Genomic DNA, 17,217 nt, shown 5'->3' on the forward strand with positions numbered 1-17,217 from the left:
CATGTGGCTCCAACATTTAACAATTAAAACCTTTCGAAACTACAAAGAGGCAAAAATTGATTTTAATCCAAAATTAAACGTCTTTCTAGGTCAAAATGCACAAGGAAAAACTAATATTCTAGAAGCAATCTATTTCTTGGCCTTGACACGTAGTCATAGGACTCGTACAGATAAAAATCTCATTCATTTTGATAACGAGCAACTCCGTCTTTCTGGCTTGCTACAGAAAAAAACAAGCTCTATCCCTCTAGAAATTGATTTAACACCAAAAGGGCGTGTGACTAAGGTCAATTACTTAAAACAAGCTCGCCTATCAGACTACATTGGACATATGAATGTTGTCCTCTTCGCACCTGAAGATCTCCAACTAATTAAAGGAGCGCCTTCTGTCCGTCGAAAGTTTATAGACATCGAACTGGGACAAATTAAACCAATCTACTTGTCAGACTTGTCAAACTATAACCATATACTCAAGCAAAGAAATACTTACCTAAAATCCAGTCAAAAGATTGACGAAACATTTCTGTCGGTCTTAGATGATCAGTTAGTAGAGTATGGATGTCGCGTCATAAGGCATCGTATAAAATTCATTAAAGACCTAGAGAAATTTGGTCAAAAAAAACACTTAGAAATTTCAAATAAATTAGAAGAGTTGTCAATATCTTATCAATCATCTGTCAACTTCACTGATGAAGAACAGCTAACAAGTTCTTTTAAAATGGCTTTAGAGAAAAGCAGATCAAGAGATTTGTTCAAAAAGAATACTGGTGTTGGCCCTCATCGAGATGACATTACTTTCTATATCAATGCTATTGATGCTAGTTTTGGAAGTCAAGGTCAACATCGTAGTCTTGTACTTTCTGTCAAACTAGCAGAGATTGAGCTAATGGAAAGTATTACCAACGAGTCTCCAATACTCTTGCTTGACGATGTTATGAGCGAACTTGACAACACACGGCAACTAAAATTACTAGAAACCATTTCTCAATCTATCCAGACCTTTATCACAACAACAAGTTTAGACCACTTACAAAACTTGCCAGAAAACCTTAGTATCTTCAATATTCAAAACGGTAAAATTTCTGTAAATCAAACTTGACAACTTTGTAAACAAAAAAGAACTCCTGAAAATTAGGAGTTCTTTTTTACTTCTTACATAGAGTAGTTTGGTGCTTCATTCGTAATTTGTACATCATGAGGATGGCTTTCTTTTAGACCAGCCCCAGACATTTCAATAAATTGAGCGTTGTCGTGCAATTCTTTAAGGTTAGCTGCACCACAGTAACCCATACCAGAGCGAATACCACCAAGCATTTGGAAGACAATATCAGCTGCTGCGCCTTTATAGGCAACACGACCTTCAATTCCTTCTGGAACGAGTTTGTTTGCTTCATTGACAGAACCTTGGAAGTAACGGTCGCTTGAACCTTTCTTCATTGCAGCTATTGATCCCATACCACGGTAAGTCTTAAACTTACGTCCTTGGAAAATTTCAGTTTCACCTGGTGCTTCATCTGTTCCAGCAAACATTGAACCAAGCATAACTGCATTTCCACCTGCAGCAAGGGCTTTTACAATATCTCCAGAATACTTGATTCCACCATCAGCAATAATCGTTTTTCCATATTCTCGCGCAACTGCTGCCGCATCATAAATTGCTGTCACTTGTGGGACACCCACACCTGCAATCACACGAGTAGTACAGATAGAACCTGGTCCAATCCCAACTTTGACAACATCCACACCCGCATCATAAAGAGCTCGCGCACCTTCTGCAGTTGCAATATTACCAGCAATCAAAGTGCGATCTGGGAAGTGAGCACGAATTTCAGCAATTTTACGTAGAACCCCAGCAGAGTGACCATGTGCAGTATCAATAACAATTGCGTCAGCCCCTGCTTCAAAGAGAGCCTCTGCACGTTCAAATGTATCTGAAGTGACACCCACCGCACCAGCAACTAGAAGACGACCAAATTCATCTTTGGCAGCATTTGGAAACTCAATAACTTTTTCAATATCCTTAATAGTAATCAAGCCAGAAAGACGGCCTTCTTCGTCAACCAAAGGAAGTTTTTCAATACGGTGTTCTTGAAGAATATGTTCAGCTGTTGCAAGATCTGTACCAACAGGAGCAGTAACAAGATTTTCACTGGTCATGTGGTTTGAGATTGGCTGATTGTAATCTGAAATAAAGCGAAGATCTCGGTTTGTTAGAATACCAACCAATTTACGATTTTCAAGTGTCTCCACAACTGGAACACCACTGATACGGTAACGTCCCATCAGTTCGTCTGCCTCAGCAATGGTGTGTTCTGGAGTCAAGAAGAATGGATCAATAATAACACCATTTTCAGAACGTTTTACCTTGCGAACTTCATCCGCCTGTTGCGCAATAGACATATTTTTATGGATTACTCCAAGACCACCGGCACGAGCAATGGCAATAGCCATTTGACTTTCTGTGACTGTATCCATGGCGGCTGTTATAATTGGGATATTTAAAGTCAGATTATCTGCCAATTTTGTTGTTAAATCTGCATCATTAGGCAACACATGACTTTCTGCTGGAATGAGCAATACATCATCAAAGGTAAAACCTTTTTTTAAAAATTTAGTATCCCAATTAGACATTGAAGCTTCCTCTTTTCTTTTTTTGAGCTTGACTCTTTTTGTATTGTATCTATAATACCATTCTATGAAAATTTGTCAATTATATTTATGATAGAAATCATAAAAAAACTATCCCTGTGAACCTATGGAAGAGATAGTTTTATGATTCATATTTTATCTATTATTTAAAATAATTTAGTCCCATTGCTTTCTTAACTTCAGATAAAGTTTGCCCCGCAACTTCACGCGCTTTCTCACTATCTTTTTGAAGCATATTGTACACTTCTCCCATATCCTGAGCAAATTCGATACGGCGCTCACGAATAGGACCAAGTTCGCGTTCAAGTATTTCGAGTAGATAGCGTTTCGTCTTCACATCACCAAGACCACCACGTTGATAGTGTTCTTTCATCTCTGCAATTTCTTGAGCATCTTCTGGACGACCAAACACATCTAGATAATGGAAAACCATATTTCCTTCAATCTTACCTGGATCCTCCACTCGAATATGGTCCGGATCAGTATACATACTCATGACTTTTTTACGCAACGTATCCGCATCATCAGCTAGATAAATACCATTATTAAGGGATTTAGACATTTTAGCATTTCCATCTAAACCAGGCAAACGTCCTGCTCTCTCATTTTCTGGATAAATACCTTCTGGTTCGACCAAGACCTCACAGTTATATGCGTTATTAAAGGAGCGAACAATTTCACGAGTTTGCTCAATCATTGGTTTCTGATCTGTTCCAACAGGAACATAATTAGCCTTGAAGGCAGTAATATCTGCTGCTTGCGCAATAGGATAAACCAAAAATCCTGTCGGAATACTTTCTCCAAAACCTTTTTGAGCAATCTCTGTTTTTACTGTCGGATTCCGTTCCAAACGAGCTAGTGACACCAAATTCATATAGTACATAGACAGCTCAGCCAACTCTGGAATCTGACTTTGAATAAAGATAGTTGATTTACTTGGATCTAATCCAACTGCTAAGTAATCTAAGGCAACATTCCCAATCGATTCTACAATCGTTTGAGGATCTTTGGCGTGATCTGTCAATGCTTGTTGGTCCGCCAAAAAAACAAACATCTCATACTTGTCTTCTTCCTGCAGTAATACTCTATTTTTAAGACTCCCAACATAATGTCCAATATGCAGTTTTCCTGTTGGGCGATCTCCTGTTAAAATAATGGGTTTCGTCATTTTTTTCTCCTTCGAAATGGTCTCTTCAATTATAGCATTTTTTTGTTAAAATAACAGAAAATTATTTAAATCAAACAACTAACTCTTTGTAAATAAACCTGTAAACTTAATTGACACAAAATTGACAAAGAAAAATTTGAATATTTCTCTCTTTTCTAGTAGAATAAGTATATTACACATATAGGAGAAAAACATTGCTTACAGTATCTGATGTTTCACTACGTTTTAGTGATCGCAAACTTTTTGATGATGTCAATATCAAATTTACAGAAGGAAATACTTATGGATTAATTGGTGCTAATGGTGCCGGAAAATCAACCTTTTTAAAAATTTTAGCTGGTGATATCGAACCTACAACTGGCCACATCTCTCTTGGTCCAGATGAACGTCTCTCTGTTCTTCGTCAAAATCACTTTGACTATGAAGATGAACGTGCAATCGATGTCGTCATTATGGGAAATGAAAAACTTTATAGCATCATGAAGGAAAAAGATTCTATCTACATGAAGGAAGATTTTTCAGATGAAGATGGTGTGCGTGCTGCCGAACTCGAAGGTGAATTTGCCGAACTTGGAGGTTGGGAGGCAGAGAGTGAGGCGTCTCAACTACTTCAAAATCTTAATATTCCAGAAGAATTGCACTATCAAAACATGAGCGAATTAGCCAATGGTGAAAAAGTGAAGGTTCTCCTTGCTAAAGCCTTATTTGGTAAACCAGATGTTCTTCTCTTGGACGAGCCAACCAACGGTTTGGATATACAGTCTATTACTTGGCTAGAAGACTTCTTGATTGACTTTGATAACACTGTTATCGTGGTATCTCATGACCGCCACTTCTTAAACAAAGTATGTACCCACATGGCCGACCTTGACTTTGGAAAAATCAAACTCTATGTCGGAAACTATGACTTCTGGAAAGAATCTTCTGAGCTCGCTGCTAAATTGCTAGCAGACCGTAATGCCAAGGCAGAAGAAAAAATCAAGCAATTGCAAGAATTCGTTGCTCGATTCTCTGCTAATGCTTCTAAGTCAAGACAGGCAACGTCTCGTAAAAAAATGCTTGACAAGATTGAATTAGAAGAGATTGTGCCATCTAGTCGTAAATATCCATTTATCAACTTTAAAGCAGAACGTGAGATTGGTAATGATCTCTTGACAGTAGAAAATCTAACTGTAAAGATTGATGGTGAAACCATCCTAGACAATATTAGTTTTATCTTGCGTCCAGGTGATAAGACAGCTCTTATTGGACAAAATGACATTCAAACGACTGCATTAATTCGTGCAATTATGGGTGACATCGACTATGAAGGAACTGTCAAGTGGGGAGTTACTACTAGCCGTTCTTACTTGCCAAAAGACAACTCGGCTGATTTTGCAGGAGGAGAGTCAATCCTTGACTGGTTGCGTCAATTTGCAAGTAAAGAAGAAGATGACAATACCTTCCTACGTGGTTTCCTTGGTCGTATGCTCTTTTCTGGAGATGAGGTTAACAAACCTGTAAACGTCTTGTCAGGGGGAGAAAAAGTACGTGTCATGCTTTCAAAACTCATGCTCTTGAAATCAAATGTCCTTGTACTTGATGATCCAACAAATCACTTGGATTTGGAATCTATCTCAAGCTTGAACGATGGATTGAAAAACTTTAAAGAATCAATCATCTTTGCCAGTCATGACCACGAGTTTATCCAAACTTTGGCAAACCATATCATTGTTTTGTCTAAGAATGGCGTGATAGATCGTATCGATGAAACCTATGATGAATTCCTAGAAAATGCAGAAGTACAAGCAAAAGTTAAAGAACTTTGGAAAGACTAAATAAGACTTCAAAACTCAGTTGGGGTAACCAACTGAGTTTTCTATCATTCTACGAGGTAACATGAAATCATTTTTTAAAACATATTGGACCTATTTTGTTTCTTTCATCATTCCTTTAGTAATTATGACCGGAGTATACCTAATTCAAGGTATCTACTGGAATAGCAATACATCTCCACTATTAGGAGACGGTTTCCATCAATACGTTATTTTTGATGTAGCTTTACGAAATATTCTACATGGAAATGGCAGTTTGTTTTACACCTTTACAAGTGGCCTCGGACTGAATTTCTATGCTCTATCTAGTTATTACTTGGGTAGTTTTCTTTCACCCCTAGTTTACTTTTTTAATCTGTCAAATATGCCAGATGCTGTCTATCTGACCACTCTATTAAAATTTGGATTGATTGGTCTGTCAACCTTCTTTAGTTTGAACAGATTATTTAAAGATATCCCAAAATTTTTAAAACTTACCTTATCTACTTCCTATGCTTTAATGAGCTTCACTGTCAGTCAGTTAGAGATTAAAAACTGGCTAGATGTTTTTATCTTGATTCCTTTAATTATAACTGGTTTACACCTACTTATAACACAAAAGAAGCGCCTACTATACTTTACAAGTTTGTCAATCTTATTTATTCAAAATTATTATTTTGGGTATATGACAGCATTGTTTCTTATTTTCTGGTATCTCTGCCAAATTTCTTGGGACTTTAAAACTCGAAAATCATCTTTTCTTGATTTTGTTGTTACCTCCTTTTTAGCTGGAATGGCTAGTTTGATTATGACTCTTCCTACACTGTTTGATTTACAAACTCATGGGGAGAAGTTAACTGCCATCACAAAATTAAAAACAGATAGTAGCTGGTATCTGGATATTTTCGCAAAACAATTCATTGGATCTTTTGATACAACTAAGTATGGATCTATACCAATGATTTTTGTTGGATTGCTTCCTTTTATTTTGACCATTCTATTTTTCACAATAAAATCCATAAAGTTTCACGTGAAACTTACCTATGCAATTTTTTTCACTTTTTTAATAACAAGCTTTTATATAGAGGCCCTCGATTTATTTTGGCAAGGGATGCATACCCCAAATATGTTTTTACATCGCTATGCTTGGATCTTTTCTACTCTGTTAATTTATACTGCAGCAGAAGTCTTAAATCGCCTGAAAGAACTGAAACTCTGGAATCTATTTGTCTCACTTTTTCTTGTACTAATAGGATTTTTGGCTACTGTCTATTTTAAATCACACTATTCTTTTTTAACTGATTTGAATATCCTACTCACTCTTGAATTTCTACTAGTTTATGCTCTTTTACTTCTTACAGTCATTAAAAAATTTATCTCTGTAAATCTATTTGCAATCCTTTTGTCTTTATTTATAACAGCTGAGATAAGCTTAAATGCTTCATCTCAAATGGAAGGAATAGCTAAAGAATGGGCCTTTGCTTCTCGTAACGCCTATAATAGAGATATCACCGCTATGGAATCCATTCTAACCCAAATTGACAATCCATTTACACGTACTGAAAAACTGCAAATTCAGACTGGAAATGACAGTATGAAATTTAACTACAATGGAATCTCTCAATTTTCGTCTGTACGAAATCGCTCAGCTAGCACTAGTTTAGATAAACTGGGATTCAAATCCTCTGGAACCAACCTCAATCTCCGTTATGCAAATAACAGCCTTTTAGCAGACAGTTTATTTGGAATCCAGTACAATATTTCTGAAACTTCACTTGATAAGTATGGCTTTCAAGAGATTTATCAAAAGGATCATTTAACCTTATATAAAAATCAACTCTCTTTACCCATTGCCTTTGCCACTCAATCTATTTACACTGATGTAAACTTTAACAATCACACTCTAGATAATCAGGCTTTATTTATAAACCAGCTTGCTAATCTCAACTTAGATTACTTCTCCCAAATAACATATGATAAAACAGATAATTCTGAAGGTTTAACCAGCATCACAGGTTCTGCGAATGAAGATGCAAAGATTGATTATCAAATTGAGGTTCCTCAAAATAGTCAAGTATATCTCTCTTTTTCAAATCTTCATTTTACAAACGATAAGCAAAAGAAAGTTGATATCCTTGTCAACGGTAAAAAGAAGACTTTTACAACTGACAATGCATTTAATTTCTTTAATTTGGGTTATACTGAAGAACAAAAAACTTTCAATATCAGTGTTAGTTTCCCTGGGAATTCTCAGGTGTCATTTGAATCTCCGACCTTCTATCGTTTAGATACTCAGTCTCTTACTGAGGCAATTCAAAAGATTAAAGAACAACCTGTAGAAGTATCCACCTCTAAAAATAAAGTCTTTGCTGCATATGAAGTAAAACAAGATACCTCTATTTTCTTCACAATTCCTTATGACAAAGGTTGGTCTGCATACCAAGATGGGAAAAAACTTGAAATCAAGCAGGCTCAAACCGGTTTTATGAAAGTTGATGTTCCAAAGGGAAAAGGCACCATTACACTTTCCTTTATCCCCAATGGTTTTGTTATTGGAGCAGCCTGCTCAGTAACTGCCCTTCTTCTTTTTGGGATCTATAATCACAGACGAAATTTATCTAAGACAGAAAAAGATTGACCAATTCTTTGGTCAATCTTTTTAATCTTCTTCCATTTTCTTAGGTTGATAAGCTAGCATACCTAAAGCAGCAAAGAAAGCTAGTGTTATAATAAGGAAAATTACTTGGTGATGAATATTTCCTGTCATAGAGATTGTTTGTCGTAAACCTGATACAGAGTAACTCATTGGTAACCAAGGATTGACACCTTTAAAGAAATCATTTGTCAAAGCAAGAGGATAGGTCCCTGCACTTGATGCTAACTGTAATAAAAGTAAAATAAGAGAGAAGAAAGCTCCAATACGGCTATTCCAAGTTGTTAAAGCTGTCACCATAGACATGAAAGCTAAACTTGTGATTATAATTAGAATCAAGGTCCTCATCTCATGGTTCGCAGTCAATCCAATAAGACGGACACCTCCATAAACTAAAACACCTGCTAAGACAGCGATAATCCCATTTATTTCAGAGCGAGACTTCAACCAAGCCCAGCGGCTCTCTGGATGACGTCCAGAAGGCAACTTAGCAAAAATCATATTAGTAGATATAGCAGCAACAAAAAGAGCAACTGATATCATATAAGGAGCCATGGCAATCCCATTTACAGGAACTTGATCATTGTCTGTTTTTGAGAGAACTAGAGGATCAGATAATGTTTCTGCATTTTCAGATTCTGTTGAAGCTGATTTGAGTTGATTGTTAGCATTGCCTAATCCTTGTCCTAATGAATCAACTCCTATCTGTAAATCTTCAAGACTAGAGGTTAAGGTTGTTCCACCTTCTGCTAGTTTTCCAGCACCATCTGCAATCTTCATAGCACCACTTCCTAGTTTGGATGCTGCAGAAAGTAACTGTGTTGATTTGTCTGTTAATTGACCAGAGCCAAATTGTAATTTAGTAATACCTGCTATCAGCTCTGGGCTCTTATTATTCAATTGAGCAGAACCAGTTGACAAGCTTTCTATACCTGATACTAATTCTGGAGCTTTTCCAGCTAACGCATCTACTCCAGCTGTCAAGCTTGATGTATTTTCTGTCAACTTACTTGATCCAGAAACTAATTGTTCTAGACTAGTTGTTAAACTTACATTCTTTTCACTTAGTTGATTCGCACCTATAGAAATAGTATCCAGTCCTTTAGTATAGTTTACAACTCCTTTTTCAATTGACTGACTTCCAGGAACTAACTGATTGTCTACAGTAGTTTGAAATTTTGTAAATCCATTTGACAATGTTGTCAAGGAGCTAGATGCTACAGGTAAGAGTTGATTTGCTTTCGTCTGTACATCAGATAGATTGGTTACTTGTTGTTCTGAATTCTCTATACTTTCTTTCAATCCTCCTACTGTTGTTAAAATTGTTTTTGCTGACTCAATAGTAGAATTAGAATTTTTAGAAATAGCTTCTGTCAGTTCTTTCTTTTGTTCCTCTGTGAGAGATTGATAAGTAACTGTTGATTGAAGGTTCGCAAGAGTTTTTTCTTGTTCTGTCTGACTTTTAGTCACAATATCCTGAGCAAGAGTTGTTAGATTTGGCAAAGCTTCTGACAATGTACTTTTCAGTTGAGTATTATCTGATATTGTAAGAGCTTGTAATGTTTTATTTAGTTCTCCTAGGCTAGTTGCCAATTGCGCTATTTCTTCATTTTGTTGAGATGAGGACTCTAATTGGCTTGAAATTTCTTTAATTCCAGTATTTAATTGTTCCATTCCATCTCTTAGTGTATCTGATTGATTGGATAATTGACTTGTTCCGTTAGAAAGTTCTTTCACACTACTTGTATATGCATTTACACCAACTGAAAATTGATTGAGACCTGTGTCCAATTGTGAAACCCCACCTGTATAGGACTTTATACCTGTATTTAACTGATTTACACCTGTCACCAACTCGGGAGTTTTTGAAGCTAATTGACCAAGTCCAGTGTCAACTTGTGAGACAGCATTTGTATAACTTTGTAAACCACTATTAAAAGTTCCTAAACCAATATGTAATTGCTCTATAGCAGACACATAGCTAGATAAGCCTTTTGTAAATTGATCCGCTCCATTTGAAAAAGTTACAGTTGAATTAGCTAGAGTATTAAGATTTGTCGTCAACGTTTGACTTCCCGTCACCAACTGATTGGCTCCATTAGCCAATTGTTCACTTCCATCATCTGCTTTATTTATTCCAGACTTCAAATCATTCATTTTTTGGAATAGTAACTTGGTATATGTTTCAGTTACATTCGTAGAGACGGTTTGTTTTAATTGCGTCATTGCAGAATCACTCATCTTACTTGCAATAAAGCTATGCCCACTTGACGTCTGATAATCAATCTGCATCTGTTCAGGATGATTCGTTAGGATAGAAGTAGCTTTTTCAGATAGGTCGCTTGGTAATGTTACCACCATATAGTAGTCACCATCTTCTAGTCCTTTTTCCCCTTCCTCTTCATTAACAAAGTGAAAATCTAAAGCCTTATTTTCTTTTAAATTAGACACCATGTCTTCACCTATTGTCATCGTCTGTCCATTATAAGAAGCTTCCTTATCTTTATTGACAACTGCCACAGGTAACTCCGATACTTGACCATATGGATCCCACATAGATGATAAAAAAATGATATTATATAAAGCTGGAATGAGAGAAATCCCTATCATTACAATGATAAAGGTCGGTTTTTTAAATATTGCTTTCCATTCTTTAAACATGTCTCCTCCTTTTTTAAACATATTGTCTAAAATTTTGATATAATAGATTATACATAAAAAAATTCAAATTACAAGGTAAAAAATATTTTTTTAGACATATAGTCTATTTTTGTGTACAAGGAGGAATTATGAAAGAAAGTAACAAACGCTTAAAAACAAAACGTATTATCGAAAATGCCATGGTTCAATTATTGATGGACCAGCCCTTTGATCAAATTTCTACTGTCAAGTTAGCAGAAAAAGCCGGAATTAGTCGTTCCAGCTTTTACACTCACTACAAGGATAAGTATGATATGATTGAACTCTACCAAAGTAAGCTATTTCATACCTTTGAGTATATTTTCCAAAAACATGCTCATCACAAAAGAGATGCTATTTTAGAAGTATTTGAATATTTAGAGTCTGAGCCACTCTTGGCTGCACTCTTGTCTGAAAATGGAACAAAAGAAATCCAAAATTTCTTGAGAAATAAGCTTCACATTATGCTTAACACCGACCTTCAGAAACGCTTTATGAAACTACAACTCAATTCAATTGAATTAGAATACAGTAGCATTTATCTAACAAATGCCCTTTTTGGTGTTTGCCAGACTTGGATTGCTCACGGAAAAAAAGAAAGTCCGCAAGAAATGACAGACTTCATTATGAAAATGTTAGGTGATATAAACTAAAAAAAGAACACCAATGGTGTTCTTTTTATCTGACTCCGCCAGTAGGACTCGAACCTACGACATCATGATTAACAGTCATGCGCTACTACCAACTGAGCTATGGCGGATAAAATAGTCCGTACGGGATTCGAACCCGTGTTACCGCCGTGAAAAGGCGGTGTCTTAACCCCTTGACCAACGGACCATCTATCTGTAGCAGATATAACCATTATATCAATTTCTTACTAATTGTCAATCACTTTTTAGTTTTTTTCTTCTAGAATATCTTTTAGTTTGCGAACTTTCAAACGGGTAATCGGGCAACGATGATCTTCATAAAAGACAACTTCTAAGTTCTTTCGATCAATTTCTCTCACATTTCCCACATTGACAAGGAAAGATTTATGGGAGCAATAAAATCGCTGGGTATGTTTGTCCTTTTCCTGAATATCTGTCATAGTTCCATAGAATTCTTTTGCAAAATTCTTACCAATAATCCGAAGTTTATGAGAAACTCCTGTGGTTTCGATATACAAAATGTCATGGTAAGGAATTTTCAAATCATTTCCTTTATAGTTGTAATCAAAATAGTCTACAACATCTTCATTTTCAAGCAGCATGCTCTTAGTGTAAAAAATACTCTGCTCGATGCGTTTTTTGAACAATTCATCATTGATGTCTTTATCAACAAAATCTAGGGCTGATACCTGGTATTTGTACGTTAAGGTAGCAAATTCAGATCGACTGGTAATAAAGACAATAATAGCATAAGGATTGTGATGACGGATAAACTGAGCCACTTCAAAGCCTTTTTTCTCGATTCCATGAATATCGATATCTAGAAAATAAAGCTGGTTTACTTCATCATTTTCGATATATTCCTTAAACTCACGAACTTTTCCTGTTGTCTTATATGAAATAGGAATATTCGATTCTTCCGAGATTTCATTTAATATTCTCTCTAGTCTCACTTGATGTTCAATAACATCTTCTAAAATTAATACTTTCATTCAAATTCCCTCTTAAATCTAATAATTTGTCTAAATGTGTTGTCTTCCATCTCTGTTTCTAAAATAATGTTGTCATACTTATCTAAAATCTCTTTGACATTATTAAGTCCTAGACCTCTATTTCTTCCCTTGGTAGAGAAACCTAAGGCAAATAAATCCTCTGAAGGCGTCATAGTGATTTTGCATGAATTCTGGATAACTATAACTGTTTCAAAATCCATTTTAATGACTGCAACTTCCATTTGTTTCAAGTAACTATCTGCAGCACCTTCAACAGCATTATTTAATAAAATGCTCATGATACGAACAAGATCAAGTAAATCCATTGACAATCTAGTAATGACATCTTTTACTTCCAATGTAAACTCTACATCATTTTTTCGTGCATAGACAATCGATTGGGCAATTAAACTTCGTAAAGCAGAATCTTCTATATTATTTAAATCAAAGTAAGTATATTTTTCTGACCTCAATTTCTGATTTGCTTTTACTAAGACTTCATTGTAAACCCTGTTAATTTCTTGTAAATCTCCACTGTCAATCGCCATTTGCATGCTGACAAGCATCCCTGCATAATCATGACGAAAACCTCGAATTTCATTATACAACTCCACAATTTCATCAGTATAAGTCTGTAAATGCTTTTGTTCAAATTTCTTTTGTTTTAGAGCAATCTCTTTTTCAATTTGAACCTTGTGAGAATTCATTGCAAAGAAAATCAATAACAAGCAAATAAAAACAATGGTTGATAAAATACTTCCGAAGCTATTTAAATGATGAGTTGTACTTACTATATCTGAAATAAACAATACGATATGCAAACCAAAGAAAGCAACTATTACTTTTTTTAAAAAAGGGTACAGATAATCTTTATCAAAATATTTAATATCCAGATGAAAATAACGGATTATTATTAGAATAGAAAAATAAGTCATCAACAATATTACTAAAAGGAATGTACTTTTATAGTGTAATACTACTTCATCTCCTGTTATAGAAGATAAAGTTACGGATATAAAAGTATGAGTACTGTGATATAATAAAGACAATAGTAGACTGATAAAAATAGATTTGTATTTTTCAGACTTCTTTAACTTTCTTAAATAAAGATACACAACCAAAGGAAATAAAAATTTAGACAAAGCAAAACTATTAGAAAATACTAGTGTAATAATTTCTTCAAGTGTAAAAACTGAGATACATGTGTAACAGAAAAAAACAATTTGTTCTTTTCTATTTATTTTACAAATCCATTCATAACTTTTGCTAATGATGATAAAATAAAAAATAGCTATCCCTAATCCAAATAAATCCATTACTCTCTACCTTTATTTCATTACTTTCTTCTTGGAAAAATAAGATTACGAATTGTTTCTGAAATTCTCCAATCTCCACCCCGAATCTCTTGCAATTCTGCCTCTGTTACCTCTTTAAATTGTTCCAACTTTACTGTATTTTTCATAATGAAATCTCCTGTATTATTTTTTCTTGTAAGTTAACTTACACATCTATTATACAAAATGAAGACCATGTAAGAAAAAATTCTTCCCAACTGTACATTTTTGCACCTGAAACGCACTTTTTTAAGAAAAAAGCTGGGATTTATCCCAGCTTCGCATCTAAAATTGATCCCAGCAGGATTCGAACCTGCGACCGTTCGCTTAGAAGGCGAATGCTCTATCCAGCTGAGCTATGAGACCTAACATGACCATTCTATCAAAAAACAAGAGCTAAGTCAATCTTCTATTTGTGATAAGGAGAACCCTGCTGAATTGTAAAAGCACGGTAAATTTGTTCAACTAAAACCAATCTCATTAACTGATGTGGTAATGTCAGACGTCCAAAACTGACAGAAAGATTGGCCCTATTTTTTACAACAGGAGCTAGACCCAAACTTCCTCCAATGATAAAAGTAAGCGTTGAATATCCTTTGATAGAAGCTTGCTCTAGTTGCTTACTAAATTCCTCTGAGGAGAGTGTTTTTCCTTCAATGGCTAGTACAACAACAAAGTCTCTTTCTCCAACCTTAGAAAGAATTCTTTCACCTTCTGTTTCCAAGATTTTTTGATTTTCTAATTCACTAGCTTTGTCAGGTGTCTTCTCATCAGTGAGCTCAATCATTTCTAATTTGGCGAAACGTGAAATTCGTTTGGTATATTCAGCAATACCATCTTTAAGGTATTTTTCTTTTAATTTTCCCACTGTTACAATTTTTATTTTCATTCTTCTATTCTATCATATCCACACTTCATTTCACATCTTATACACATAAAAATCATCCTAAATTTCTAGTAAATTCACAGAATAAAGCGAGTTATCCACAACTTGTGTAAAACTTTAAGCTTTTAAGTTTGGATTAAGTTAATAGGTTTATAATCTGAGTAAATAAATAACAAACGGAGGCGTTTATGAAACACTTACAAAAATTTTACAAAAAAGGAGTTAAAGTTCTTGCAATCATTCTAATAGGATTTTTAAGTGGTGCCTTAGGAAGTTTCGTAACATTACAACTTTATCAAAAACAAGGAAATCAAGCTACGAATAATAATTCTGGCACTGTCACTCAAACATCATATAAGAATGAAAATTCAACCACTCAAGCAGTAAATAAAGTTAAGGATGCTGTTGTCTCAATCATTACTTATTCTTCTTCTAGCAGTAGACAAAGTAGTGTATTTAATGGTGATGAAACTAATTCTGATTCAGACAATCAACAAATCGCAAGTGAGGGATCAGGTGTTATCTATAAAAAAGATGATAAAGATGCCTATCTTGTAACTAATACTCACGTTATCAATGGAGCTTCAAAAGTTGATATTCGCTTGGCAGATGGTACCAAGGTTCCTGGTGAAATTGTCGGATCTGATACTTTCTCTGATATTGCTGTCGTTAAAATTTCTTCAGAAAAAGTTACAACAGTAGCAGAATTTGGGGATTCAAGCCAACTTAGTGTTGGAGAAACAGCGATTGCTATTGGTAGTCCTCTAGGTTCAGAATATGCTAATACAGTTACACAGGGAATCATCTCAAGTCTTAATCGAAATGTTTCTCTAAAATCTGAAGATGGTCAAGCTATTTCAACAAAAGCCATTCAAACAGATACGGCTATTAACCCTGGTAACTCTGGTGGTCCACTTGTAAACATTCAAGGACAAGTAATTGGTATTACATCAAGTAAAATTGCAAGTAATGGTGGAACATCTGTAGAAGGTCTTGGTTTTGCAATTCCTTCAAACGATGCACAAAATATCATTAAACAGCTTGAAAGTAATGGTAAAGTGACTCGTCCAGCTCTTGGAATTCAAATGGTCAATCTGTCAAATGTTGGAGCTAGTGATCTTAGAAAACTTAACATTCCAAGTAGCCTCACTTCAGGTGTAGTTGTTCGATCTGTTCAAAACAATATGCCAGCAAATGGACATCTTCAAAAATACGATGTCATTACCAAAGTTGACGACAAAGAGATTGCTTCATCAACAGACCTACAACACGCTCTTTACAATCATGCTATCGGAGATACTATCAAAGTAACCTACTACCGTAATGGTAAGGAGGAAACAACCTCAATTAAACTAGATAAGAATTCTGGTGATTTAGAGTCTTAATTGACATCAGTGTAAAGAAAACTTTACAGAAAGTAAAAGATATGTTAGTGTAGAATCATGGAAAAATTTGAAATGATTTCTATCTCTGAAATACAAAAGAATCCTTACCAACCTCGGAAAGAATTTGATGTAGAAAAATTAAAAGAATTAGCTCAGTCAATCAAAGAAAATGGGCTCATCCAACCAATCATCGTTCGTCAATCTCCTGTAATTGGTTATGAAATCCTTGCAGGAGAGAGACGATATCGGGCTTCTCTCTTGGCTGGTCTAACCTCTATTCCAGCCGTTGTAAAGCACCTCTCAGATCAGGAAATGATGATTCAGTCAATCATTGAGAATTTGCAGAGAGAAAATTTAAATCCTGTTGAAGAAGCACGCGCCTACGAATCTTTAGTAGAAAAAGGATTTACTCACACTGATATAGCGGATAAAATGGGGAAATCTCGTCCTTATATCACTAATTTTATTCGTTTGCTTTCCCTACCAGAATATATCTTAGCTGAAGTAGAAAATGGAAAAATTTCTCAAGCGCATGCACGTTCACTAGTTGGTTTAGACAAAGAGCAGCAAGACTATTTCTTCCAACTAATCAAAAATGAAGATATTTCTGTGAGAAAGTTAGAAGCACTTCTTACAGAGAAAAAACACAAGAAGCAGAAAAAAAGTGATTCTTTCATCAAAGATGAAGAAGATAAATTAAAAAAAATACTCGGTTTAAGTGTAGAAATTAAACTTTCAAAAAAAGATACTGGAAAGATTATTATCTCCTTTTCAAGTCAAGAAGAATACGATAGAATTATTAACAGCCTGAAATAAGGCTGTTCTTTTATTTTCTCAACCCACAAATTTATCCACTAATTTTTTTATCAAAAAGCCTACTAAATCAAGGATTTTTCTATTTATCCCCAACCTGTGGATAAATACTGCTAACATTGTGGATTCTTTTCCCAAATCTGTGGAAAAATCCTACTATCTATGGTAAAATAAGTCTAGCACTAAACTACTAAAATCATAGTAAAGGAGGAAAA

Annotated in this window: 13 protein-coding genes and 3 tRNA genes; 6 read left to right on the forward strand and 10 right to left on the reverse strand. The window is 35.0% G+C overall.

All coding sequences use genetic code 11. The features are described from left to right. Nucleotide 1: 1 nt before the first annotated feature. Nucleotides 2–1,099 carry a DNA replication/repair protein RecF gene (gene recF, locus SOR_RS09635; protein WP_000266694.1) on the forward strand — a complete coding sequence of 366 codons (1,098 nt, stop codon included), beginning with the start codon at nucleotides 2–4 and terminating at the stop codon, nucleotides 1,097–1,099. 53 nt (nucleotides 1,100–1,152) lie between these two features. On the opposite strand, the gene guaB is transcribed toward recF, so the two are convergent. Both guaB and trpS read right to left on the reverse strand, forming a co-directional pair. After that, entirely contained in the window at nucleotides 1,153–2,631 is a 1,479-nt protein-coding gene (gene guaB / locus SOR_RS09640; RefSeq protein ID WP_000073406.1) for an IMP dehydrogenase, read from the reverse strand. Between the two features lie 160 nt (nucleotides 2,632–2,791). Beyond that, a complete protein-coding gene (gene trpS / locus SOR_RS09645; RefSeq protein ID WP_000165470.1) occupies nucleotides 2,792–3,817 on the reverse strand; it encodes a tryptophan--tRNA ligase in 1,026 nt (341 codons plus the stop codon). A gap of 194 nt (nucleotides 3,818–4,011) precedes the next feature. On the opposite strand from trpS, the gene SOR_RS09650 reads away from it, so the two are divergent. Both SOR_RS09650 and SOR_RS09655 read left to right on the forward strand, forming a co-directional pair. Next, nucleotides 4,012–5,634 carry an ATP-binding cassette domain-containing protein gene (locus tag SOR_RS09650; protein ID WP_000958783.1) on the forward strand — a complete coding sequence of 541 codons (1,623 nt, stop codon included), beginning with the start codon at nucleotides 4,012–4,014 and terminating at the stop codon, nucleotides 5,632–5,634. A 61-nt stretch (nucleotides 5,635–5,695) separates the two neighbouring features. Further along, complete coding sequence (locus tag SOR_RS09655; protein ID WP_000834494.1) at nucleotides 5,696–8,248, forward strand: YfhO family protein; 2,553 nt, start codon at nucleotides 5,696–5,698, stop codon at nucleotides 8,246–8,248. A 21-nt stretch (nucleotides 8,249–8,269) separates the two neighbouring features. Here the strand turns inward: SOR_RS09655 and SOR_RS09660 are convergent, their stop codons facing one another. Next, entirely contained in the window at nucleotides 8,270–10,924 is a 2,655-nt protein-coding gene (locus SOR_RS09660) for a YhgE/Pip domain-containing protein (RefSeq protein WP_000472071.1), read from the reverse strand. Between the two features lie 128 nt (nucleotides 10,925–11,052). Here SOR_RS09660 and SOR_RS09665 point away from each other — a divergent pair, with 128 nt between their 5' ends. Beyond that, entirely contained in the window at nucleotides 11,053–11,595 is a 543-nt protein-coding gene (locus SOR_RS09665) for a TetR/AcrR family transcriptional regulator (protein ID WP_000665079.1), read from the forward strand. Nucleotides 11,596–11,628: 33 nt separating this feature from the next. Here SOR_RS09665 and SOR_RS09670 read toward each other — a convergent pair. The 7 genes from SOR_RS09670 to rlmH all read right to left on the reverse strand — a co-directional run bounded on the left by SOR_RS09670 (nucleotide 11,629) and on the right by rlmH (nucleotide 14,807). Next, nucleotides 11,629–11,702 (reverse strand) — tRNA-Asn (locus tag SOR_RS09670). A gap of 5 nt (nucleotides 11,703–11,707) precedes the next feature. Beyond that, nucleotides 11,708–11,779, reverse strand: a tRNA-Glu gene (locus tag SOR_RS09675). Nucleotides 11,780–11,837: 58 nt separating this feature from the next. Beyond that, nucleotides 11,838–12,584 (reverse strand): competence system response regulator transcription factor ComE, encoded by a 747-nt coding sequence (comE, locus tag SOR_RS09680; RefSeq protein WP_000866078.1) that lies wholly within the window; start codon nucleotides 12,582–12,584, stop codon nucleotides 11,838–11,840. Then, nucleotides 12,581–13,900 carry a competence system sensor histidine kinase ComD gene (gene comD, locus SOR_RS09685; protein ID WP_000362884.1) on the reverse strand — a complete coding sequence of 440 codons (1,320 nt, stop codon included), beginning with the start codon at nucleotides 13,898–13,900 and terminating at the stop codon, nucleotides 12,581–12,583. Before comD ends, comE begins: the two co-directional genes overlap by 4 nt. Nucleotides 13,901–13,920: 20 nt before the next feature. Then, nucleotides 13,921–14,046: a competence-stimulating peptide ComC gene (gene comC / locus SOR_RS09690; RefSeq protein WP_000799678.1), complete on the reverse strand. Its 126-nt coding sequence runs from the start codon at nucleotides 14,044–14,046 to the stop codon at nucleotides 13,921–13,923. 164 nt (nucleotides 14,047–14,210) lie between these two features. Beyond that, nucleotides 14,211–14,284, reverse strand: a tRNA-Arg gene (locus tag SOR_RS09695). Nucleotides 14,285–14,327: 43 nt separating this feature from the next. After that, nucleotides 14,328–14,807, reverse strand: a complete 480-nt coding sequence (rlmH, locus tag SOR_RS09700; protein ID WP_000694219.1) for a 23S rRNA (pseudouridine(1915)-N(3))-methyltransferase RlmH — start codon at nucleotides 14,805–14,807, stop codon at nucleotides 14,328–14,330. A gap of 185 nt (nucleotides 14,808–14,992) precedes the next feature. On the opposite strand from rlmH, the gene SOR_RS09705 reads away from it, so the two are divergent. Further along, nucleotides 14,993–16,189: a S1C family serine protease gene (locus SOR_RS09705; RefSeq protein ID WP_000681803.1), complete on the forward strand. Its 1,197-nt coding sequence runs from the start codon at nucleotides 14,993–14,995 to the stop codon at nucleotides 16,187–16,189. A 57-nt stretch (nucleotides 16,190–16,246) separates the two neighbouring features. Beyond that, nucleotides 16,247–17,005, forward strand: coding sequence for a ParB/RepB/Spo0J family partition protein (locus SOR_RS09710; RefSeq protein WP_000410359.1), 759 nt, complete (start codon nucleotides 16,247–16,249; stop codon nucleotides 17,003–17,005). The last annotated feature ends 212 nt before the right edge of the window (nucleotides 17,006–17,217 follow it).

Origin of the sequence: Streptococcus oralis Uo5, from assembly GCF_000253155.1 — a bacterium.
Lineage (GTDB): Bacteria > Bacillota > Bacilli > Lactobacillales > Streptococcaceae > Streptococcus > Streptococcus oralis_L.